At 62.3% G+C, this 21,752-nt stretch carries 24 protein-coding genes; 16 read left to right on the top strand and 8 right to left on the bottom strand.

Annotation, left to right across the window (positions count from 1 at the left end):
- Nucleotide 1 precedes the first annotated feature (1 nt).
- Nucleotides 2–1,192, bottom strand: a complete 1,191-nt coding sequence (locus GA829_RS09345; RefSeq protein ID WP_195178216.1) for a M24 family metallopeptidase — start codon at nt 1,190–1,192, stop codon at nt 2–4.
- Nucleotides 1,193–1,277: 85 nt separating this feature from the next.
- Entirely contained in the window at nt 1,278–1,616 is a 339-nt protein-coding gene (locus GA829_RS09340) for a hypothetical protein (protein WP_195179910.1), read from the bottom strand.
- On the opposite strand from GA829_RS09340, the gene GA829_RS09335 reads away from it, so the two are divergent.
- The 6 genes from GA829_RS09335 to GA829_RS09310 all read left to right on the top strand — a co-directional run bounded on the left by GA829_RS09335 (nt 1,567) and on the right by GA829_RS09310 (nt 7,352).
- Nucleotides 1,567–3,177, top strand: coding sequence for an ABC transporter substrate-binding protein (locus GA829_RS09335; protein WP_195178215.1), 1,611 nt, complete (start codon nt 1,567–1,569; stop codon nt 3,175–3,177). The two genes, GA829_RS09340 and GA829_RS09335, sit on opposite strands and share 50 nt — an antisense overlap.
- A gap of 279 nt (nt 3,178–3,456) precedes the next feature.
- Nucleotides 3,457–4,443: an ABC transporter permease gene (locus GA829_RS09330; protein ID WP_195178214.1), complete on the top strand. Its 987-nt coding sequence runs from the start codon at nt 3,457–3,459 to the stop codon at nt 4,441–4,443.
- Nucleotides 4,440–5,270 (top strand): ABC transporter permease, encoded by an 831-nt coding sequence (locus tag GA829_RS09325; protein WP_195178213.1) that lies wholly within the window; start codon nt 4,440–4,442, stop codon nt 5,268–5,270. The genes GA829_RS09330 and GA829_RS09325 overlap by 4 nt, the downstream gene beginning before the upstream one ends.
- A complete protein-coding gene (locus GA829_RS09320) occupies nt 5,267–6,064 on the top strand; it encodes an ABC transporter ATP-binding protein (protein ID WP_195178212.1) in 798 nt (265 codons plus the stop codon). The genes GA829_RS09325 and GA829_RS09320 overlap by 4 nt, the downstream gene beginning before the upstream one ends.
- Nucleotides 6,061–6,849 (top strand): ABC transporter ATP-binding protein, encoded by a 789-nt coding sequence (locus GA829_RS09315; RefSeq protein WP_195178211.1) that lies wholly within the window; start codon nt 6,061–6,063, stop codon nt 6,847–6,849. The genes GA829_RS09320 and GA829_RS09315 overlap by 4 nt, the downstream gene beginning before the upstream one ends.
- Nucleotides 6,846–7,352, top strand: a complete 507-nt coding sequence (locus tag GA829_RS09310) for an L-2-amino-thiazoline-4-carboxylic acid hydrolase (RefSeq protein WP_195178210.1) — start codon at nt 6,846–6,848, stop codon at nt 7,350–7,352. The genes GA829_RS09315 and GA829_RS09310 overlap by 4 nt, the downstream gene beginning before the upstream one ends.
- 17 nt (nt 7,353–7,369) lie before the next feature.
- On the opposite strand, the gene GA829_RS09305 is transcribed toward GA829_RS09310, so the two are convergent.
- On the bottom strand, nt 7,370–8,155 hold the full coding sequence (locus GA829_RS09305; protein ID WP_195178209.1) for a DeoR/GlpR family DNA-binding transcription regulator: 786 nt from the start codon (nt 8,153–8,155) through the stop codon (nt 7,370–7,372).
- Nucleotides 8,156–8,509: 354 nt separating this feature from the next.
- Here GA829_RS09305 and GA829_RS09300 point away from each other — a divergent pair, with 354 nt between their 5' ends.
- Nucleotides 8,510–9,307 (top strand): hypothetical protein, encoded by a 798-nt coding sequence (locus GA829_RS09300; RefSeq protein ID WP_195178208.1) that lies wholly within the window; start codon nt 8,510–8,512, stop codon nt 9,305–9,307.
- A gap of 311 nt (nt 9,308–9,618) precedes the next feature.
- Here GA829_RS09300 and GA829_RS09295 read toward each other — a convergent pair whose 3' ends face one another.
- The 3 genes from GA829_RS09295 to GA829_RS09285 form a co-directional block, all read right to left on the bottom strand.
- Nucleotides 9,619–11,421 (bottom strand): recombinase family protein, encoded by a 1,803-nt coding sequence (locus tag GA829_RS09295; protein ID WP_195178207.1) that lies wholly within the window; start codon nt 11,419–11,421, stop codon nt 9,619–9,621.
- Complete coding sequence (locus tag GA829_RS09290; protein ID WP_195178206.1) at nt 11,418–11,930, bottom strand: hypothetical protein; 513 nt, start codon at nt 11,928–11,930, stop codon at nt 11,418–11,420. The genes GA829_RS09295 and GA829_RS09290 overlap by 4 nt, the downstream gene beginning before the upstream one ends.
- A 63-nt stretch (nt 11,931–11,993) precedes the next feature.
- Nucleotides 11,994–12,608, bottom strand: a complete 615-nt coding sequence (locus GA829_RS09285; RefSeq protein WP_258052243.1) for a hypothetical protein — start codon at nt 12,606–12,608, stop codon at nt 11,994–11,996.
- A 612-nt stretch (nt 12,609–13,220) separates the two neighbouring features.
- Between GA829_RS09285 and GA829_RS09280 the strand changes: the two genes are divergently transcribed.
- The 9 genes from GA829_RS09280 to GA829_RS09240 are packed head-to-tail and all read left to right on the top strand — an operon-like array spanning nt 13,221 to nt 20,734.
- Entirely contained in the window at nt 13,221–14,264 is a 1,044-nt protein-coding gene (locus GA829_RS09280) for a PilN domain-containing protein (protein WP_195178205.1), read from the top strand.
- A gap of 3 nt (nt 14,265–14,267) precedes the next feature.
- Nucleotides 14,268–14,873: a type II secretion system protein GspM gene (gene gspM / locus GA829_RS09275; protein WP_195178204.1), complete on the top strand. Its 606-nt coding sequence runs from the start codon at nt 14,268–14,270 to the stop codon at nt 14,871–14,873.
- Nucleotides 14,870–15,424, top strand: coding sequence for a hypothetical protein (locus GA829_RS09270; protein ID WP_195178203.1), 555 nt, complete (start codon nt 14,870–14,872; stop codon nt 15,422–15,424). The genes gspM and GA829_RS09270 overlap by 4 nt, the downstream gene beginning before the upstream one ends.
- A complete protein-coding gene (locus tag GA829_RS09265) occupies nt 15,414–16,319 on the top strand; it encodes a general secretion pathway protein GspK (protein ID WP_195178202.1) in 906 nt (301 codons plus the stop codon). Before GA829_RS09270 ends, GA829_RS09265 begins: the two co-directional genes overlap by 11 nt.
- A gap of 3 nt (nt 16,320–16,322) precedes the next feature.
- On the top strand, nt 16,323–17,963 hold the full coding sequence (locus GA829_RS09260) for a GspE/PulE family protein (protein WP_195178201.1): 1,641 nt from the start codon (nt 16,323–16,325) through the stop codon (nt 17,961–17,963).
- A complete protein-coding gene (locus tag GA829_RS09255; protein ID WP_195178200.1) occupies nt 17,963–19,180 on the top strand; it encodes a type II secretion system F family protein in 1,218 nt (405 codons plus the stop codon). Before GA829_RS09260 ends, GA829_RS09255 begins: the two co-directional genes overlap by 1 nt.
- Nucleotides 19,181–19,188: 8 nt before the next feature.
- The gene (locus GA829_RS09250) at nt 19,189–19,650 is read left to right on the top strand and encodes a GspH/FimT family pseudopilin (RefSeq protein ID WP_258052242.1); all 462 of its coding nucleotides are present in this window, start codon (nt 19,189–19,191) and stop codon (nt 19,648–19,650) included.
- A complete protein-coding gene (locus GA829_RS09245; protein ID WP_195178198.1) occupies nt 19,647–20,021 on the top strand; it encodes a PulJ/GspJ family protein in 375 nt (124 codons plus the stop codon). The genes GA829_RS09250 and GA829_RS09245 overlap by 4 nt, the downstream gene beginning before the upstream one ends.
- Nucleotides 20,018–20,734, top strand: coding sequence for a general secretion pathway protein GspJ (locus GA829_RS09240; RefSeq protein WP_258052241.1), 717 nt, complete (start codon nt 20,018–20,020; stop codon nt 20,732–20,734). The genes GA829_RS09245 and GA829_RS09240 overlap by 4 nt, the downstream gene beginning before the upstream one ends.
- Before the next feature lie 64 nt (nt 20,735–20,798).
- On the opposite strand, the gene gspG is transcribed toward GA829_RS09240, so the two are convergent.
- Both gspG and GA829_RS09230 read right to left on the bottom strand, forming a co-directional pair.
- Complete coding sequence (gspG, locus tag GA829_RS09235) at nt 20,799–21,257, bottom strand: type II secretion system major pseudopilin GspG (protein ID WP_195178197.1); 459 nt, start codon at nt 21,255–21,257, stop codon at nt 20,799–20,801.
- Entirely contained in the window at nt 21,257–21,751 is a 495-nt protein-coding gene (locus GA829_RS09230) for a prepilin peptidase (protein ID WP_195178196.1), read from the bottom strand. Before GA829_RS09230 ends, gspG begins: the two co-directional genes overlap by 1 nt.
- Nucleotide 21,752: the final 1 nt, after the last annotated feature.

Here is a 21,752-nt window from a genome sequence, read left to right as displayed (position 1 = left end):
GCTAGGCCACCCCACCCCTGTTCCAGCCCCTGCCCCGATCGCCGAACATCACATAGCCGGTCTCGGTTATCGCCAGCGTGTCTTCCAGCTTGATGAAGCCGCGCGTCGGGTGAAGCATGGTCGTCTCGACCGAGATGACCATATTCTTCTCCAGCGGCCTGGCCGCATCGGTGCCCTCATAGGCGACCGGATGATTGGTCATCAGGAACGGCACTTCATGCGTGATCAGGCCCATGCCGTGGGCGAAGAAATCAGTGTATGGGGCAACCCTAGATGCCTTTAGCACCCCCTCCGCATGGGAGATCATGTCGCCGCCCAGCGTGCCGGCCCTGACCTTCGAGAACGCAGCCTGCTGCACCGTCTCGACCTCGGCCAGCAGATCCTCAAGTTCGGCATCCGGTTCGCCCAGAATTCCCATGCGGCAGAGGTCGCCTATATAGCCGTGATAATTGCCGCCGGAATCGATCGATAGCACCTCGCCCTTCTTCCACGCCTGCGGCGAGGCGGCGCGGTTGTGGCTGGAACCCAGCGTCAGCAGGCAATATTCGAAATGGATGCCGCGATTGGTTTCCTCGCGCCGCAGCTGCTCGATGATCTCGCTCTTGGTCGAGCCTTCCCTGGCCGCGCCGATCGTCGCCAGCATCGAGTCCGTGATCAGTTCCGAAGCAACGCGCAGCTTCTCCAGTTCCGCATCGGTCTTGATGGCTCGCATGCGCTCCAGCATGGCTGTCGCATCGATCAGCTTGGCGTCCGGCAGCGCATGGCGGATCAGCGCATAGGCGTCCGAAGGCAGGAAGCCAGGTTCGATGCCGATGCGGGCGGTGCCCTTGCCGATCTTCCTCAGGTGCTCGACCGCGAGGTTGGCAGCATCAAGCGTGCCCCAGCAGGCGGCATGCAGCGTCGGCGTCCAGAACGGATTGTTCTGGTGTTCGGCGCCTTCCATGCGGTTACCGATATAGGCCGCGTGATCCGGACCACCTTTCTCGTAGAGGACGATGGGCAGGTAGCGGCTATGGCCGATGGCATCCATGGCGGCGAAGAAGATGAACTTGTAGCCGCCGAGCAGATATTGCGTGTTGTGCTTCGACGTCGCCAGTAGCACGTCGATGCCGGCCTCCTCCATCAACCGGTCGACCCTGGCCTGATCGAAGGGAATATTGCCGACCGCGCCTTTGCCTGGGGCTATGTTCATCGTCTCTCTCCGTGAATTACCGCTGATCGGCCCCACGCCGCCCGCATCCTGTTCCTGATCTCTAGGTTGCGGGTCCAAATCTGCATCAGATTGCCCCATCTGGTCCATCCAGAAATAGAGAAGATACGGAATCCTCAGTCAAATCCCGATAATTTGATGTTTCGCCATCAAATCTGGTCTTACCAGATAACGCGCGCCGACCTATCCTTCCATAACTGGTCCAGTGGATGAAAATTTCAAAGCCACGCCACGATGCGCCAATTCCGTCTCTGGCGAAACCCTCAACAACGGCCATAATCGAAGCCACCTGGATGCGTCTGCCGTGGACGCCCATCATGGTATGCCGCCCGAGGCGGCCGATAGGGGGATTGAGTATGTCGGAGTTCACAGTTTCGCGCCGTACGGTGTTGACGGGTTCAGCCATGCTGCTGGCCTCCACCGCCATGCCGGCTATCGGCTGGACACAGACGCCCAAGAAGGGCGGCCGGCTGGTGTTGGCCGCCGATTCCGAGCCGCGCAATCTCAACCCGGCGATCGTCGCTTCCAACGGCGTGTTCTTCATTTCCAGCAAGATTGTCGAAACGCTGGCCGAGGCGTCCTTCACCGGCAAGGACGGGCTCGATCCACGGCTGGCGATCAGTTGGGAGGGTGCGGCCGACGGCCTGTCCGTAACGTTCAAGTTGCGCGAGGGTGTCAAATGGCATGACGGCAAGCCCTTTACGTCAGCCGACGTCGCCTTCTCCGCATTGCAAATCTGGAAGCCGCTGCAGAATCTCGGCCGCACGGTGTTCAAGGATCTCGCCGCCGTCGACACGCCCGATGACCTGACCGCCATTTTCAAATTCGCCAAGCCGACACCGTTCCAGCTGATCCGCAACGCACTGCCGGCGCTGAGCAGCGTCGTGCCGAAGCACATCTATGAGGTCGGCAAGATCGAGGAAAACCCGGCCAACAATGCGCCGATTGGCACCGGTCCGTTCAAGTTCGCCGAATACAAGGCCGGACAGTATTACCGGCTGGCGAAGAACACCGACTACTGGGGCAAGGACCAGCCCTATCTCGACGAGATCATCTACCAGGTGCTGCCCGACCGCACTTCGGCCGCAAGCGCGCTGGAGGCCGAGGAGATCCAGCTTGCCGCCTTTTCCGCCGTGCCGCTGGCCGACCTCGACCGCATCTCCAAGGTGCCGGGCCTGAAGGTGATCAGCAAAGGCTATGAAGGGCTGACCTACCAGCTCGTCGTCGAGATCAACCATCGCCGCAAGGAGCTCGCCGACCTCAAGGTACGCCAGGCGATCGCGCATGCGATCGACAAGGATTTCGTCGTCAAGACCGTATTCCTCGGCTATGCCGCCACCGCCACTGGCCCGGTGCCGAAAAACGATCCGCAGTTCTATACCGCCGATGTGCCGACCTACGCTTTCGACGTTGCCAAGGCCAATGCCTTGCTCGACGAAGCCGGCTACAAGAAAGGTGCCGACGGCAACCGTTTCACGTTGAAGCTGTTGCCCGCGCCCTATTTCAACGAGACTAAGCAGTTCGGCGACTATCTGCGCCAGGCGCTCGCCGCGATTGGCATCGACGCGCAACTGGTCAACAATGACTCCGCCGCCCATATCAAGGCCGTCTACACCGACCACGCCTTCGACCTCGCGGTCGGGCCGCCGGTGTTCCGTGGCGACCCGGCGATCTCCACCACCATCCTGGTGCAGAGCGGCATTCCGGACGGCGTGCCCTTCTCCAACCAGGGCGGCTACAAGAACGACGCGCTCGACGCGCTCATCTCCAAGGCGTCCGAGACGCTCGACACCTCAGCCCGAACCGACCTCTACAAGGAATTCCAGAAACAGGTGGCGGCCAACCTGCCGCTGATCAACGTCGCCGAATGGAGCTTCATCAGCGTGGCGAGTGAAAAGGTCGCCAACATCGCCAACAACCCACGCTGGGCGGTGTCGAACTGGGCGGACACCTATTTGGCAGGGTAGCAGGCCCCTCCATGACAGGCTTGCGCATCGCTTGGGCGAATGCTCAGTTTTGGCGATGAGAGTTCCTTTGCGCGCCCCTCTGTCTTGCCGGACATCTCCCGCACAAGGGGGGAGATTGGCCGCCGCCATGGTTTTCGCCAATCACCGCCGTTGCGGAATTGGGCGCCGCGTTGAAGCTGCCAATCTCCCCACCTGTGGGGGAGATGTCCGGCAGGACAGAGGGGGGCGCCGTAAAGCGCCGCACCTAAGGCCCGGCCTCACGGCCAACGCTATAATGAAATGACCCGCGCCCTCACCCTCATCCGCCGTCGCCTCGTCGGCAGCATCTTCGTGCTGCTGATTGTTGTCATTGGCACCTTCCTGCTGCTTGAAGCAGCACGGGGCGACGCGGTCGACGCGTATATCGTGTCGACCGGCGGCGATGCCGGGATGATCGAATTGCTGCGCCACCGCTGGGGCCTTGACCAGTCGGAACTGACGCGGCTGGCCAATTACATCTGGTCGCTGCTGCATCTCGACCTCGGCCAATCCGTCACCTTCAATCGTCCGATCCGCGACGTGGTCCTGGAGCGTCTGCCGACGACGCTGTTTCTAATGGGCAGTGCCACCGCGCTTTCCTTCGGCCTCGGCTCGGCCCTCGGCATCTATGCCGGCGCTAGGCCAGGCAGCTTCCGCGACCGTTTTCTGTCGATCGGCTCGCTGGCGCTCTACGCGGTTCCCGGCTTCTGGCTCGGCCTTGTGCTGATCGTCGTCTTCGCCGTCGACCTGCGCTGGCTACCGATCGGCGGCATCGAAACGCTGGCATCCTCCAGGACCGGCCTCGACAGCGCTGCCGACATCGCCGTCCACCTCGTCCTGCCGGTCTCAGCGCTCGGTTTCATCTACCTGGCGCTCTATCTGCGCATGATGCGCGCCGGCATGGCCGAGGTCTGGCGGCAGGATTTTGTCCTCGCCGCCCGCGCCAAGGGTCTTCCCCGCCGCCGCATCGTGCTCAACCACGTCGCCCGCAATGCGCTGCTGCCGCTGGTCACCATGCTTGGCCTGCAATCGGCGCAGATGCTGGGCGGCAGTGTCGTTATCGAAAGCGTCTTCTCCGTTCCGGGCCTTGGCCGGCTGGCGCAGGAAGCGGTAGCGGCGCGTGACACGCCGCTGCTGCTCGGCATCATCCTCACCAGCGCCGTCCTGGTCATCATCATCAACCTCCTCGTCGACATCGCTTATGCTTTCCTTGACCCGCGCGTCGGTGCCAGCGAGGCCGGTGCATGAGTTCGATGCGCCGCTTCCTGCGCACCCCCGAAGCCATCGCGGGCGCCCTCATTCTGGCGGCGCTGTTTGCCATGGCGCTTTCGGCATCACTGTTCTTCCCCGCCGATCCGCAGTCGATTGCCGGTCCGGCACTGCTACCGCCGTTCCAGGACTGGTCGCTGCCGCTCGGCACCGACAGGCTCGGGCGCAATGTGCTGGCCGAGCTATTCCATGGCGCGCGCACGTCGCTCGCCGTTGGCCTCGCCGCGGCCGCCGCCGCACTCGTTGTCGGTGCCGTGGTCGGCACGCTGGCCGGCTTTGCCGGTGGCCTGGTCGACGAGGTGCTGATGCGGATCACCGACGCCTTCCAGACCGTACCCGGCTTCCTTCTGGCGCTGGCTTTCGTCAGCGTTGTCGGGCCGTCGCTTGGTGCTGTCGTCATCGCGATCGCACTGAGCACCTGGACCGGCCCCGCGCGCGTGGCACGCGCCGAAGTACTGTCCATCCGCGAGCGTGACTATGTTGCCGGCGCACGCGCCATTGGCATGCATCCGTTGGAGATCGCCTTTCGCGAAGTGCTGCCCAATGCCTTGCCGCCGGTGCTGGCGCTGTCGTCGGTGATCGTCGCCGCCGCGATCCTCACCGAAGCAGCCCTGTCGTTCCTGGGCCTGGGCGACCCCAACCGCGTTACCTGGGGCGGCATGATTGCTGAGGGCCGCACCGTGCTGCGAACCGCGCCCTTTCTGTCGATCATTCCGGGCATCGCTTTGGTGCTGACCGTGCTTGGCGTCTATCTCGCCGGGGAAGGCGTCGTCGAGACGACCGCGGTAAGAAAGGGCCTGTCATGACGGCGCTGCTTTGGGTCCGCGACCTGACGATTGCCTACCGCCGCGACGGTGGCACCGTGGCGGCGCTAAAGAATATCAGCCTTGATGTCGCGGCAGGCGAGCGGCTGGCCATCATCGGTGAAAGCGGATCAGGCAAGAGTACGCTGGCGCTGGCCATTGCCGGACTCTTGCCTGCGTCCTCGATAATCAGTGGAACCATTGAATGGCCGGGGCTCGGCCGCACGCCGCTTGGCGGCCGCGATATCGGCTTCATCTTCCAGGACCCTTCGGGAAGTCTCGACCCCGTGATGACTGTCGGCGAACAAATCGCCGAGGTCGCGCACACCCATCTCGGCCTCGACTGGCCAGCCTCCTATGCCAAAGCGAGAAATTTGCTCGAACGCGTTCGCTTGCCCGATCCCGACACGGGTTTGCGTGCTTTTCCGCATCAGCTTTCCGGCGGCCAGAAGCAGCGTGTTGCAATCGCCGCCGCGATAGCGGCTGGGCCGAAACTGCTCATCGCCGATGAAGCGACCAGCGCCCTCGACACCATCGTGCAAGCCGAGATCGTCGCGCTTATTCGGCAGTTGGTGGCCGAGGACGGCATGACACTGCTGTTCATCAGCCATGACATCGCGCTGGCTGCCGAACTGGCCGAGCGCATCGCGGTGTTCCGGCACGGCGCGCTGGTCGAGCTTGGCGCAACGGCTCAGATCGTCGCCGTGCCCTCACAAGCCTACACGCGGTCGCTGCTCGATGCTCATATCGGCCTCGACGCCGAGCCTCTGCTGAACCGAAGCAGGTTCAGGGCATGAGCTTGCTGACGGTTTCCAACCTGACCAAGCACTACCGTCGCGGCGGCAAGAATATCGCCGCTGTAGATGATGTCTCCTTCGCGATCGATCCCGGTGAAACATTGGCGCTGGCTGGTCCATCCGGCAGCGGCAAATCGACGATCGCACGGCTGGTGATGCGGCTGATCGAGCCGGAGGCGGGGTGCATCGAATTCGAGGGCAGTGATTTCCTGTCCTTGAGCAGCGCAGCCTTGCGGGCGCGCCGGGCGCGCCTGCAGATGGTGTTCCAGGACCCGCTGGCCGCCTTCAATCCGCGCGCCACGGTTGCCCGCGTGCTCGACGATCCCTTGCGCATCCACGGCATCGCCTCGCGCTCGGAACGCCCGCGCCGCATCGCCTCCTTGCTGGAGCGTGTCGGACTGACCGCTGATCTTGCTCCACGCGCAATCCATGAAATCTCCGGTGGCCAGCGCCAGCGCGTGGCGATTGCCCGCGCCATTGCGACAAAGCCGTCACTGATCGTGCTTGATGAGGCGGTGTCGGCGCTCGACGTTTCGGTGCGTGGGCAGATCCTGCAACTGCTGCTCGACCTGCAGCGCCAGGAACAGATCGCCTATCTTTTCATTTCGCATGATCTTGGCGTCGTCCGCGCCATCGCCCACCGTGTCCTTGTTCTGGATACTGGACGGATAGCCGAGAGCGGCGATGCCCGGACCGTCATCGGCGCACCACAATCGGCCATCGGCAAGGCGCTGGTGGCAGCGGCACCAAGCCTAGACCGAAGCATTCGCAAGGACGCACCATGACCGACCCCGAAGCCAGAGCCGAAAAACTGTCGCGCGAGCTTGATTCCGCCTTTAGCAACCGGGCCGACCTCTACCGCCTGTTCCTCGAGCAATTGACCGGGGAACTCGGCGCCGAGAAGGCCGAGGCTATCATGATCAAAGCGATCGAGCAGCGCGGCAAGGAAGTGGCCGCTGCGGCCTTTGCCAGCTTCGGTCCGAACGACGCCCGTGCCATCGGCGAGGCATTCCTGGCGATCAGCCCTGATGGTGGCCTGATGTATCCGACCGATGTCGAGCGCAGCGATGAGCGCATCGCTTTCAAGGTCAAACGCTGCCCGCTGAAAGACGCCTGGGTCGACGCCGGCGTCGGCGACGAAAAGCTCGCCACACTGTGCCGCATTGCCGGCGCCTTCGATCGCGGCCTGTTCGAGGCGACCGGAGTGCGTTTCGACAACGTCACCTGGACGCCAGGTCATGGCTCCGGCTGCTGCCATATCGCGCTGACCAACAGGGATGTCGGCTAGATTGCCACGACCCGACGCTATGGATTGCCGGGAAAGACGTGCAGCTCCGTGCCGGCCGCTTCGATCGCCGCGCGCAACTCGGCCTGCGGTTCAGAATCGGTGACGATATCGGCAATGTCGCCAAGCCCACAGACACGCTCGAGGCTGGCACGGCCGAATTTGTCGTTGGTCACCACCAGAACCGTCGACAGCGAACGCGAGATCATAGCCCGCTTGACCGCGGCCGCGCCCGTGATCATGTCGCTTGGACCATCCGCTGTGACACCTGATGCGCCGATGATGGCGATGTCGGCATTGTAGCGCCGCACGAACTCGACGGTATCTTCGCCCAACACGCTGGCTTCGCGGCTGTCATAGGTTCCGGGGCAAAGGATGACGCGGAACGTCGGGTTGGCACCCACAACCGATGCGACGCCGATCGAGTTGGTGATAATGGTCAGGTCACGCTTTAGCTGCGACAGATTGCGCGCCACCTCATAGGTTGTCGAGCCGCCGTCAATCATCACGATCTGGCTCTTTTCGACGAGATCCGCGGCACCGCGCCCAACCCGGGCGCGCTCCTCGACCATGGTCAGGCCGCGCTCGGAAATGACCGGCTCGGATGTCACCAGGGAGATCGTCGCGCCGCCATAGGTGCGGTTGAGAAGCCCGGCCTCGCCGAGTTCGATAAGATCTCGGCGGATCGTCTCGCCGGCGACGCCTATGCGCCTTGCCAGCTTGGAAATCCGGATCGAAGCCGACCGCCGCACTTCCGAAAGAATGAGGTCGTGCCGCTCTTTCTTCGTCAATCGGCTTGGGTCCATGATTACCCCTGTCCTTTACTGCAATCAGAGCGTCGAAATATCGCGAAACCCGTCCGCGCCACACCAGCAACCAAGGCAGGCGACGCCGGATGTTTGCCACGGAGTCGGGTGACTTTATCGGTGCCGATGCTGTTGGGGAAGAAGCCGGACATCGGTAAGTTGCTTGGCTAACTGATCTCTAGAGGACGCAATCTTCATCTTGAATCTGGTTTGGCTGATCTGGTTCTAGACGGGGCATTCAGACCGGCGCCTGGGTCTCAAGCGGAATGGCAGGCTGACAAATCAAACCGCCGCTGTTTTGATGAGGCAGCGCGAATCGCCAGCGGGTTCGGCATTTCCTCGAGGAGATATCTGATGCATGTCGTGACCTTGCTGAAGGCAGGAATGTTCGATGTCGAGATCGACGGGCGCCCGGCGTCGATCGCCGAAGCCCTGCCGGACTGGAACCCGCATGACCGCTTCGGCCTCGTCATCGACGACGCACTTGGCGGCATTGGCGCCACGCATCTGCTGCAGATAGCCATCACCTCGTTCTATGACATCAAGCCGAGCCGGCGCACCGAGCTCACCGTCTACCCGGAGATCTATGCCTTCCATATCGGCAAGGGCTACGGCGCCCACGCGCCCTATGATTTCTGGCCTGCCCGCCGCGAAGTCATCACCTCCCGCGATCATCGCGAGGTGCTCGACGCCATCAACGATCGTGGCATCACCCGGCTGGCGGTACCCGACAGGCAGCCGCGCCAGGTCATTCACCGGCCAAAGGAAGTCGACGCCGCGCTCGACCGGATCGTCTCGGCATTCGTCTACAGTCCCTCGGGCAGGGTGGAGAATCCTGACCTCGTCATTGCCGGCAACGACAGGCGAACTGAATACAACCCGAGCAGTGCCTTGAAGCCCCGCTACACCGACAGCCGGCCAGCCTCTGTTTCAACAGCAGCCAAGCCGGTCAAGGAAGTCGATCCGTCTTATATGGAATGGCTGCGCAAGCGCGAGCATGATCTGACGGCCGAGGAGCGCGCCTTTGTTCTGAAGCGCCGCGAGGACTTGCGGCAAGACGGCCTGGTCACCGAAAGCTACCGGCGCGTCGGCGTTTCGGAAGCCTTGATGCGCCTGGCATCGGCTGGGCTGGTGGAAGACCGGGCAGTTTAGCAAAAGGTTAGCTATCGCTTACATTAAGTCGAAACTGATCAATTCCAGACCCAAAACGCGAGCAGCCCACCGGCTTGTGTGCCTAACGGGTTGATGTTTTGGGAAGTTGGTTTTGGGAGCTTCTTTGAAGCAGTGAGCTTCCGATGGCGGACTGAGGAACAGTCTTGCGCAATATCAGATCGGTCGGCGCGAAACGGGTCAATTCCATACCAGCGGCTTCTGCGTCGATGGCTGGTTGTCATCTCGCAAAGCACGTTTATCCCGTCGGCTTGAGAGCCTGACGGGTTTATATTGGTTTTGAGAAGTTTGATTTAGAGAAGCTGGATTTGGGCAGTTTGTTTTGGGACAGGATTTGATTTTTTGTCCCACGGCGTCGGCTTCGCCTCCTTGCGGGCCCCTGATGCCGGTTCGAATTGCCAGCCACCACGGCAAAATACAAAAGAGCCCGCGCAAGGCGGGCTCTTTTGTATTTGGTTGCGGGGACCCGCAACCCCTTTTGTCATAACATCGTCAGACTTGTGATTTTGGTCGGGTTTGGCGAGTTCGAGGATGCCGAACAGCTCGCCGCGTAGTTCGGCATGGACCTCGCCGCGCTTGTCGCCCGGCGTGAGGACGATCTCTCCGATCAACGAGCGCAACGCCTCGGCGGCTTGTCGTCCGTCCTCGTGGTCGGCGAGCGCTTGCGTGAGCTGCTCGACCCTCCTCTTATAAAGAGTGGCGATGTTGGGATGCAGGTCGGGCACGTCAGTGGGCGCCACTGCCAGACGCGCAGTGATCTCTGCCTTCTGCCTCTCCAGGTCTTCCATTCTCGCTTTCATCGAAGGTTGGTACAGACCATCCTCAATCGCGGCCATCATACCGGCGATGGCGCGCTCGATCTTGTCGAGCGCCTTGCCGTCCTGTTCGCCTTGCGCGCGACGCTCTTGATTCAGACGGTTGGTCTCCTGGGCATATGCTCTGATCGCCTCGGCCACGGCATCGGCCGAGACGAGCCTTTCCTTCAGGCCTGCGAGGACCCGCTGCTCGATCTTCTCGCGGGTAATGGAGCGGCCATTGTCGCAGATGCCCCGGCGCTGGTGGTTGAGACAGGCATAGCGCTCGCGAGTGAACAGGCCGTAGCGCCCGCCGCAGCAGCCACAGGTGAGCAAACCGGAAAGTAGAGAGACCGGCCGCTTCATGGTGTGCAGCTTCCTGGCTCGGGCCGCGCGCGTGGCGATCGTCACCGCCTCGAACTGGCTGGCGATGGATTTCTGTCTCTCCTTAACGGCCTGCCACAATTCGTCCTCAACGATCCTGAGATGCGGCACCTCGGTGCGGATCCACTTGATTGGCGGATTGGCCCGCGACACGCGCTTGCCGGTGGTGGGATTCTTGACGAAGCGCTGGCGGTTCCAAACCAGCACCCCGGTGTAGAGCTCGTTGTTAATGACGCCGGTACCCCGGATTACGTGCCCGCGCACGCTAGTATCGCCCCAGTGTCGGCCGAGCGGACCAGGAACGTCCTCCTTGTTGAGGTCGACGGCGATCGCCTTCGGGCTCTTGCCGGAAGCAAATTCGCGGAAGATGCGGCGGACTATCGTCGCTTCCACAGGCACGATCTCGCGGTCGCCGCGAACCGGCTCGCCTGCGGTATCCAGTTTCTTCACCACCCTGTAGCCGTAGCACAGCCCGCCCCCGGCCTTACCCTTCTCCACCCTGCCCCGCAGGCCACGATGGGTCTTGAGGGCAAGGTCCTTGAGGAACAGGGCATTCATCGTGCCCTTGAGGCCGACATGCAGTTCACTAATCTCGCCCTCGGCTAAAGTGACGATGGTGACGCCGGCGAATTTGAGATGCTTGAAGAGCGTGGCGACATCTGCCTGGTCGCGGCTGATACGATCGAGCGCCTCGGCCAGCACCACCTCGAAGCGGCCGCGCTGGGCATCGCGTACCAAATGCTGGATACCCGGGCGCTGCACGGTGCTGGCGCCGGAGATTGCCGCATCCTCATAGGTTCCCGCCACGCTCCAGCCCTCGCGCGCCGCCTGCTCGCGGCACAGCCTCAACTGGTCCTCGATGGAGGCATCCCGCTGGCTGTCGGAAGAATAGCGGGCATAGAGTGCGACGCGGGTCATGGTGGCAGATCCTCTCTCTTCTTCTCAAGGGGTTTGCCATCTGGCTCCCTGCCCTCTCCCTCTCGGCGACTCGGCCGATTGTCGTTGGCCGCCATCCCCGCCTCGAATGCCTCCCGCGCCAGTTGCCGGCCGATCAGCCGGGCAATATCCAGCACCACCCTATCCAGCTTGGTTGTTGCGACGTTTTTAGGGCAACCCTCGGGGCTGGCGAGGTCGCCGTTGTCGTTCGCCGGCACCAACGCCTGCGGCCCGGTTCCGGTTTCCTCGGCCATCGCGGTCGCTCTCCCAATGATGGATTGACCTGCCATGGGAGGCGTCTGGACGGTGCCGGAAAGCGCTAAGTTCATGTCGTAGGGCCATAGCGCGCAATGACTTGCGCCGTGCGATTTCGTCTCGATCTTCAAGATCGGAACGCAGGCGCCATGTGGGAACGTCCTGATGCTGACATCCAGCCGACCATCAGTGGAACGCGAACCGTCGCAATCTGTCTGCCGGCTCTCGATAATCACGGGCTGTTGATCTTCGATATCGCCTGCGAGTTGCACACCTGAAGATACACTTCAGGGGCCGTGTCATAAGACCGCAACATCGCCACGAGGCTCCGCCGCACCGTCCTCTTCCAACGCAGCGACCAGCTTGACTGCGGACTCCCAATGCTTGGCAACATCGTTCCGCGTCGTTTCCCGGTTACGGCGACTAACCGGCAAACCTCCCGCGATCGCTTTTAAGTCACGCAATACGGAAGCTATGTGCGGCCACGGGAAGTCGGTAGGGTCACCAATATCTCGATCAGCTCCAACGATCATTTCTAACTTGGCGATGACGCCGATGAGCGACGTGGCCGCGACTTCAGGGATCGAATCTTGGAGCTTAAGAGCCTCGGTCATCGCAAAGACCTCAGCTTCGCAAGCCATGAGATGCTCGGAGCCTACGCCCGTAGTAGACACTGATGGCTGCGGCGGCATCGGCTCGCCTGCGGTCAATACCTGAGTTCCGGTATTGACCATTGTTCGCATCTCGAACCGCTGCTGGACCCGACACAATAGCAACGAGGCATAAGAAGCTCGTCGCCACTCGCTCCACAGGCTCAAAGCGGAATCTGTGGCTTGGGGGGCCGAACTGTTAAGCTCATCGCCGTGCCGGCCGGTGACGAAAGGCAAAGTCGTGGTATTGTCGGAATCAGCCATGATCCGAGCTCCAAACAGCCTGGGTTGTGGTCAGGCCGAGCGACGTGTTCGAGCACGTTGTTCGGCCGCAAAGCGCAAACCACAATTTACGTACATACCGTACATTACGGATATAATCATTGTCAAACACACCCGATGCTATTGATAACAAAACTGAGCGCTTCGAACTGCGGCTTACGAGCGACTTGCTTGCTCGAGTTGACGAATGGCGCCGGAACCAGCCAGACCTCCCCACCAGGTCGGAGGCTTTCCGCCGACTTGTCGAGGCTGGTCTAGGCTCTAAGATAACCGGCGGCGCAGCTTAAGGATTAACAATCAAGCTGAAGCTGATTCAGTTCAGCCAATGCTGGGCAACATGACGTCCGAGAGGCTTGAGCGGCGCATGCTCGCCGGCGCGCTAATCCGAAATCTGCACGCGATCCCCTTGAGGCGGTTGGCAGGGCTTGCAAGTCGCACCTCTCATTGCCGGCGGATCTAACGAGTTAGGGCCCCCATAAACCTGTGACTAATCACCCCCGCCCCTCCTTGTTTCACACACCTTTCCGACGAGCCCTATAAGCTGCTTCCAGCATGCACGGCCAAGAATCAGCCGTTGCGCGCGGGGTGGCTGTTGTGGCGACGTACAAATCACAGGTCCTGGATGGGTTCGACTGGTGGTGCGATGAATTACGCGCCGTCTGGTTGAGCCTTATCTCCACATCAAAACAGCCAAAACCGTCGGACTGGACCATCGGCATTGCCGATGACGGCATCCGCGTGCATGCGGCGGGCGGGCCGGAGTTCCAGTCGCGGCCGCTGGTGCTCGATGCGACCGGCGACGAGATCGCCGCACAACTGCGAACCGGGCGCAGGCATCCCACCGTCGCGATCCAGCTCGACAGCACACTTGCCCTGACCCGGCAGCTCGCGGCTCGGCGGCTGCCGCTGCGGCAGGCGCGCGACATGGCCGAGCTCGACCTGATGGCCTCGACGCCGATCGATCCGTCGTTGGTTCATATCGTCTTTACCGGCGATGGCGATGGCGGCTGTTCCTACCGTGTGGTCAAGAAAAAGACGCTGGCGCCGGCACTGGACGCCATCCGGGTGGTCGGCGCCAATCTCTCCACGCTGACCATCACTGGCGCGCAGCTGACATCGCCAACAGACTGCCTTAGCCTGGCCGCGATCTGGCCTGCCCGGGACCGTGCCCGCTTTGCCCGGCGCGCCTGGATCACGGCCTCCGTCGCCCTGCTCATCGGCCTTGCCGCCACGTATGGGCATGCACAATGGCGCACATGGCAGGCCGAAAGCGCGCTCGACGACGAAATTACCACTGCACAGGTTCAGGCCAAGAAAGCGCGGGCCTCGCTGCAGAAGCGTCAGACGGAGTTGGAGCAGACGGAAAAGCTGCGCGCTGAGAAGAAAAGTACTGTCTCGGTGGTTCGCATCCTGGCTGAACTCACGCGTCTGTTGCCCGACAGTGCCTGGGTGACCGATCTCGCGTCCAAGGGCAACCAGATCACAATCACCGGCTTCGCGGCCTCGGCCGCCGACCTGATCCAGCCCATCGATGCCTCGCCCTTGTTTTCCGCGCCTGAATTCTCGTCGCCGGTGGTGAGGGTCCCCGGGCAGACCGGCGAGCGCTTCACCATCACTGCCAAGGTCGGGGATGGTTGAGCGATGCTGACGGCAATCCTCAACAGCCGCCTGCTGGTCCGCCGCTCGGTCGCGCTGGCGATCGCGGCAATGTGTGTTTTGCTGGTTGGCTGGATCGTGTTCGCAGCACTCGGCACCGTTGCCTCGGCCAGTGCCGACATCGAGGAAAAACGCGCGACGCTGGGGCAGATCGAGGCCGTGGTGGCGCTGGCCAAGACTATCGAGGCCTCGGCGGCGCCGGTTGCCGGCACCACCGATGGCGAGTTCCTGTCCGGCGAGAGCGAGGCGGTCATACGCGGCACGCTGCAAACCCGGTTGAACGCCATTGCCGCCTCCAACGGTGTGACAGTGCTGTCGGCCGGCAATGCGCCCGTGCTCAATGAGGACGGCGTCGCCTATCTCGGCCTGCGCGCCAATGTTTCGGGGACTCTGGAAGGCGTGCACGGTTTCATGCTCAGTCTCGAAACGACACTGCCGATCCTATTCATCCGCGAGACCACGTTGCGGGCGACGAATGTGGCCCCTTCACAAGTACCCACTGTTGCGCCGGAAATTTTCGCCGAAGTGTTGCTTTACGGCGCGCTGCAGTCGGGTACTTCAGCTGCGACACTGCCCGAGGCCAAGCCGTGATCCGGGCCGTGGCGGCACTCGGGCTCGCCGCGGCGGCCGCCGCGCTCGGCTTAGCCAATGTTATGCTTTACGACACACCGGTCGACATCTCGCCGACAAAGGCTTCGGCGCAGCACAGTGTCCGCGAACTGCAGCAGGACGCCGCGGGTGCGGCAATAGCCCCCGAGAGCAATGGCTTTGCCGAGACATTCGAGCGCCCATTGTTCACCCCGACACGACGAAAATTCGTCCCCTTGCCTGACGTGGCTCCAGCGGTGCAAGTGGCGTCGGATCCGGTTCCCCTGGCGCAGCCTATTGTCGCCGCCGCGCCGATAGTCGCGCCGTCCCTGCTCGGCGTCAGCATAAACGGCGCCGGTGCAAAGGTTTTGCTCAAGGTCGCGGGCGGCGATAGCGCCAATTGGTATGGCAGTGGCGAAACCGTCGATGGCTGGACGGTTTCCCGGGTCGAGAAGGACGCGGCGACCCTCGAACGGAACGGCAAGTCGTCACGAGTTCTGTTATACCCGCCAAAGCTGACCCCTCCTTCCGCCGGAGGTGGCGATGGTCATTGATCCCTCCAGCGGCAACGACGAAGGCTTCGCACTGGTTGCCGTGCTTGTTTTCATGCTGATCGTCGCAGCGGTTGTCGCTCCCTTCGCGCTAAACGCGAGGACACGGCTGATGATCGCCAGCAATGAGATCGAGCATGACCGGCTGTCGATGGTTGCTGACGGCCTGGTCAATGTCGTTGCCAGCGAATTGTTCGATGGCTCGGGTGCCGAAAGGCTACCGCTGAATGCCGAACCCGCGCGTTGTCATGCCGGACACTTTAGTTTCGACCTACGTGTTCAGGACCATGGCGGCCTGATCGATCTCAATGCCGCCAGCGACCCGTTGCTGACGCGAGGGGTCGCGTCATTCGGTTTTGATCCGAAAAGGGCCGAGGAAATCGCCAGGGCCATCATCGCCTTCAGAAGCCCGCCCCACGCCTTTACCGCCGGCGTCCAGCAGCAATCCTCGCTCGGGCCCCGGCAGAACAAATTCGCGGTCTTCGAATCCGTCTCGGAGCTGCAGGAGTTTTCCGCGCTCGCATCGATACCGTTGCGCGATCTCTACGGTGTCTTCACTGTCGATCTCAAGCAAGGCTCGATCGCGCTCGCCAAGGCGCCGAAACGGCTTCGAAATGTCATTGATGGATCGCATGATGACGAGGCAGGCGCGCAGGATAAAAGCGGCGGAACTGTCTATACAATAGAGATCACGGCCAGACGCGACGGGGCTGGCATCGCCGGTCAAGCTGGACTTATCGTCGAGAAATCATCGCTGACCGCTGCCGGCTTCAGGCGGGTCTCGCGCATGCCGGCCGTTGAGACCGGCGACAGCGGCTTGACCTCGTTGGCCCCAACCGCCGGCTGCGATGCGCTGTTCGGCAGTGCCGTGGCCCAGATTCTGGGACGGTGGAGCTAGACCATGAACGCGGCGTTCCAGTCCTCCCGCATCGAAGAATTCCTCGCCTTCCTTGAGAGCGAGAAGATCCTGACGGCCCACAGCGCGCAGCGCGCGATGGGCGCGGCCAGGACATCGGGGCACCCCTTCGACACGGTCATGACGGAACTCGGCCTGATCGGCGAACAGGACCTCGCCAACAATCTGTGCCGCTTCCTCGACGTGCCGTTGCTTGCCGAGGTGCCGGAACAGTTCAGCCCGGAGATGCTTGCAAGCGTGCCGCTGGCTTATCTCAGGGAGAATGCAGTCCTGCCGCTGGAGATGGACGAGCGCCAGCTGGTCGTCGCGGTCGCGGATCCTTTTTCGTCTGAGACCATCGATGCGCTGGCCTTTCACTGGGAAAGGACGCCGTCGCTGCGCATCATGCCGCGACGCATGATCGGCGAATGCATCGACCGGCTCGAACGGTCGGCGGCGGAAGCCGTGTCGCTGGAAAGTGGCAATGCCACACCCTCGGACTTCGGCACAGATGATCTGGAACGGCTGAAGGATTTTGCCCGCGAGGCGCCGATCGTGCGTTTTGTCGCCGACACCATCCATCGTGCGGTCGATGCGAGGGCGACCGATATCCACATCGAACCGCTCGAGGACCATGTCCGCATCCGGTTTCGCCATGACGGCATGCTGTCCACGGTGGATACGGCGCCCTCGGCAATGCTGTCGGGCATTTCGACACGCATCAAGATCCTGTCGCGGTTGAACATCGCCGAACGGCGTCTGCCACAGGACGGCAGAATGCGGATCGCGGTGCGCGGTCGCGACATCGACCTACGCGTCTCGGTCATTCCGTCCATCCATGGCGAAGCCATCGTGCTCAGAATTCTCGACCGGGCCGGCGTCGAGCTGCGGCTGGAACGGCTGGGTTATGACGCCGCCGCGCAAGCCAAGGTCAGGGCGATGTCGCAGGCCGCCAACGGCATCGTGCTGGTCACCGGCCCAACCGGCAGCGGCAAGACGACGACGCTCTATTCGATCCTGGCCGAATGCTCCAAGCCCGATGTGAAGGTCTTCACCGTCGAAGACCCGGTGGAATACAGAATGGCGGGAATTACGCAGTTGCAGGTCAATCCGGCGATCGACCTCGACTTCGCGACGGCGCTCCGTTCGATCCTGCGACAGGATCCCGATATCATTCTGCTTGGCGAGATACGCGACCGCGAGACCGCGCAGATCGCCATCCAGGCGGCACTGACCGGCCATCTGGTGTTTTCAACACTGCACACCAACAGCGCGGCGGGCGCGCTGACGCGCCTGCGCGACATGGGCGTCGACGGCTATCTGCTTGGCGCGACGATCCGGGGCGTCATCGCCCAGCGGCTGCTGCGCCGTGTTTGCCCGATTTGCCACGCCGCCAGCGCCGGTGCTCCCTGCAAGAACTGCAACGGTTCGGGCTATAGTGGGCGGACTGTGACTTACGAAATGCTGCAAGTGTCGCCGCGCATTGCCGCCCTTATCGACGAAGGCGCCAGCGAGTTTGAGATCGCCAGGGCGGCGGCAGAAGCCGACCTGATCCCGATGGCGGTGCATGCGGCCACGCTGGTGCGGCGTCAGGTCACCACGCTTGAAGAAGTGCGGCGCGTCATCGATCTCGACGGAGGCGGATGATGCCGGCATATGCCTATCGCGCGTATCTGGTGGACGGGACCAGGGAAAACGGCGTCGTCGACGCGCCGACCAAACAGGATGCCGCGCGCAAGCTGGCCCAGCAAGGGCGCCGCTCCTACCATCTTGCACCCGCCAGCGACGAAAAGACCGCGATTAGGCTGCCGGGCAAGGGCAGCTTTACCCTGACGCGGCAGGTTGATCTCAGCCGGCTGTTTGGCGAGCTTTCAGTGCTGCTCAATGCCGGTTTCACCATCGACCGCGCCTTGAGCGCGGTCATTTCGGGCGAAGGCAACGCCACCAGGCGCCAGCAATTGCAGACCGTGCTGGACCTCACCACCGGCGGACGCTCCATCGCCGACGCGTTTCTGACCTTACCCAGTATCACGCCCGATATCGCCGCCTTGCTGGCCAGCGGCGAACGCAGCGGCAAGATGGCCTATATATGCCAGCGCCTGGCCGCCACGTTCGAAGCCAAGGCAAAACGCCGTGCCTCGATCGTCGAAGCCCTGACATATCCGGCATTCCTGCTGGTGGTGATGAGTGGAGCCATGGTCGTCCTGGCCACGGTTCTGGTACCGGCGCTCGAGCCCATTTTCGAGGGGTCCGCAGCTCCCAAACCGTTCACGATGCGGATGCTCTCCGGCTTCGGCAGCGTCTTCAACGATTACCCCTTCATCTTCCCGCTGATCATCCTGTCCGGGTTGCTCGGCTATCTCGTCCTCTCCAGGTCCGCGGCCGCGAAGAGCACGTTTTCGCGCTGGCTGCTGAAAACGCCGGTGGTCGGTGCCCTGTTCAAGAACGCGGTGCTTGCCCGATATCTTGAAACGCTTTCGCTGTTGCTGGGCAATGGCGTGACGATCAGCGAGGCCTTGCGCCTGGCAACCAATGTTTCACAGCAGAGTTCGCTACGGGCGAGTTTCGCCGCCATGGAGGAGGAGGTGGCGAACGGTGCCCGGCTTCACAACGCCGCCGCCAATGCCGGCCTGTTCGACAATGCCACGCTATCGCTGATCTCGCTCGGCGACGACGCCAACGCGCTTCCTGTCGTGCTTGATCGTGCGGGAAAGATGCTGCAGACGGCACTGACCCGGCGGATAGACACGCTGCTTAAGCTGCTAACCCCAGCAATGACCATATCGCTCGGGTTTCTCGTCGGCAGTCTGGTCATCTCGGTGATGACCACGATCCTCAGCATCAACGATCTGACGCTGCAGTGACGGCATCCTTGTCTGTCCCCAAACGAGAGAACGACGAGGCCGGGTTCACTTTGGTCGAGATGCTGGTCGTGCTGGCGATCATGGCCGTTGTTGCCGCGATCGCGGCGCCCGGCATCGTCCAGAGATACCGGTCGGAAAGTCTGGAAACCTCATCAAACGAGATTGTCTCGGGGTTCCGCATGTCACGCACCTTGGCCATCGCCACGGCCAGGCCGCAGCGAATTGTCATCGACGCAAGCGGCCGGACAATCCGTTTCGACGACAGGCATGTGCTCAATCTGCCCGAGGACGTGAAATTGAGGGTGACGACCGGCCGCGAAACCATGTTGGATGGGCATCAGGCGGTTTTGACATTTCTTCCCGACGGCAGTTCGTCGGGCCTGGAAATCGATTTGCAGCGAGCAGCACAGACAGCGCGCATCGAAGTGAACTGGCTGACCGGCCTCGCCAGCCGACGGATGAAGCCATGATGCCGACCAACAGCTCCAGTGAAGACGGCTTCTCGATCCTCGAAATGATCGTCGCCATGACCATTCTTGCCCTGGTGCTGGGCATCGCCAGCCAGACGATCGTGCTGGCCAGCCGCAGCATCGTGACGGCCAGGGAACAGGTGGAGGCAGCACGGAAAATTCGAGCCATCATGGCGGAATACAATGGCGAGGCCGGAACCGAGGGCGCCGCCAAAATGGATGGGATTGCCCAATCGGGCTGGACACTCAAGGCGTATCCGGTCGATGTGGCGAAGGCAAAGATGTCCGCCGTCGTCATTGAGAAAAGCGGTGCGGGGACAAGCGGATCGTTTCTCACTTTCTTGCCAGCCAGACAGCAGAACCCGCAATGAACGGCTTCCTTTTTCACGCGGCCGACATCGCACGGCTACCGTCATCTCGCCAGTTCACGAGAGCCGGCGCGAGGGCTGCCGCCTACCCGCGACCAGTTTCCACACGTCCCGGGGTTGAAGGTTTTGCCCTCATCGACGTGCTGGTGGGGCTCGCGCTCGTCGGCGTGATTTCGGCATTGATGGTCGTCTTCCTCGGTCAGGCCCGGACCATGATGCGCATCAGCAATGCCACCCAGATGCAGATGGAGGTGGATGCCGCGACACGGTTTCTCGAAGCCACGCTGGGCAATGCCGAGGCTCTGCCGCTGACGCAATCGACACCTGACGACGTGATCTATTTCAGTGGCCAGCCCAATCAGTTGCAGTTCAACGGCATCATGGCGATCAGCTTCGGCTCCTCCGCTCTTCGGGAAGTCACGATCCTGCCCACCGATGACGGCCTTTTGTCCATCGTCCAGAACCTGCGTCGGGGAAGCAGCGCCGGTGGTGAGGTCGACAGCCGGACCGTACCGTTGATCGGCGGCGTCACCGGCTTGCAGTTCGAATATCTTGATGGTTCGAAGGGGTCATGGTCGGCGGACTGGAAACTCAATCGCCAGCTACCGAGCGCCATTCGCTTCAGGATTTCGGTCGCCCGGGACGGCGCGACCTATGCATCCAACGGCTTCGCGCGACTGAGCCTCGCAAGCCCGCAGGCACAATCGGAAAACTGACGCGCGTTCTCACACGTGACCTCGCGACTTTTGCCGTCTCAATGCCGTTTTTTGGCGACATGCCTCAGTTGGTGACGTCCTGATCCTCGCCCGTCCCGTCGGGTTTGCCATCGCGGCCATACGTACGGATCACAACGCCGCTCGCATCGGGCTTCAGTTGGTAGACATAAGGCCTGCCCCAGGGATCATTGAGGCCGCTGGTTGTCTTCAGATAAGGCCCGTTCCATTGCGTGTCACCTGGCGGTGCCGTCACCAAAGCTTTGAGCCCTTCGTCATCGGACGGGTATTTGGCATTGTCGACATAATAGAGCTCGAGGGCGCTCTCAATGTTCCTGATCTGCGCCTTGGCCGCGCTGGTGCGGGCCGAGCCAAGATACCGCAGCACTTGCGGCGCGACCAGCGTCGCGATCAGAGCGATGATGGCGAGCACGACCAGAAGCTCGACCAGCGTGAAGCCGGCCTCGCGGTCGTTGGGTCCACCCTGCTTGTTATCGGCCGAGCCAATGCGACGGAAAATGTGCATCACAGCACTCCCAGGGTTAGTCCAACAAATTGCTCGAGCACGAAGCTGCAGCCCAGCCCGATGGCAATGAAAGGACCGAACGGCACACGCGACCGCGCTGCCGCCGGTCCCGCGGCAACGACTTGTCCCCCGATGAACAGAAGCGCGGCGGCGCTGGCGATGAACAGCAGCACCGGCAACAGCAGCGGACTGATCCACAGAGCGGCGGCGGCCAGCATTTTGACGTCGCCAAGGCCGAGCCCGATCCTGCCGGTGAGCAGAAAGTGGCCGTGCCGCAGAGCCCAGAAAACAGCCAGCGTCGACACGGCGGCCAGGATCTGTATCGGCGCATTGTCGCGCCGCACCAGCAATTGAAAGCCAAGCCCGCCGGCGGCCAAGGCCAGATTGAGAAAATCCGGGATCACCATGCGCCTGAAGTCGACGACGGTTATGCCGACGAGAATGGCCGCCAGAACCAGACCGGCAACAATCAGGATCGGGACATCTGCTTCCATG

Source organism: Mesorhizobium sp. INR15 (genome assembly GCF_015500075.1).
Classification (GTDB): Bacteria; Pseudomonadota; Alphaproteobacteria; order Rhizobiales; family Rhizobiaceae; genus Mesorhizobium.
This window is presented reverse-complemented; position numbering and strand designations above follow the sequence as displayed.